This window comes from Rothia sp. HMSC073B08, from assembly GCF_001812975.1.
In the GTDB taxonomy this organism is placed as follows: Bacteria; Actinomycetota; Actinomycetes; order Actinomycetales; family Micrococcaceae; genus Rothia; species Rothia mucilaginosa.
In genome coordinates this window covers 1-528 of the sequence record NZ_KV811081.1, presented here as the reverse complement: position 1 = coordinate 528, position 528 = coordinate 1, and positions in this window count along the sequence as shown.

Genomic DNA, 528 nt, shown 5'->3' with positions numbered 1-528 from the left:
TTCCTTTTCGGAGGGACTTTCATTGAGGGTTGTTGGCATATGTTTACCTTTCTAATTCGTTATGATTTCCCTTCCTTTTCGGAGGGACTTTCATTGAGGGTGCCCAATAACTTCTACCAATGGCACCACAAAAGCGATTTCCCTTCCTTTTCGGAGGGACTTTCATTGAGGGCTACATCGACGGGTTCGGTCAGCCTCAGGTACACCATTTCCCTTCCTTTTCGGAGGGACTTTCATTGAGGGTTTTCCGGTGGGCTTACCCTCTGCATCTTTCAGCTGATTTCCCTTCCTTTTCGGAGGGACTTTCATTGAGGGAAGGCGAGGCGTGACCGACTACCTCGTGTACACCACCATTTCCCTTCCTTTTCGGAGGGACTTTCATTGAGGGGCCGCGCAAGTTTCGGCTATGACGGGTATCCCCGCGTCATTTCCCTTCCTTTTCGGAGGGACTTTCATTGAGGGTACTATGCCGCCGTATTTCAGGTATGGAGTAAACCTATTTCCCTTCCTTTTCGGAGGGACTTTCAT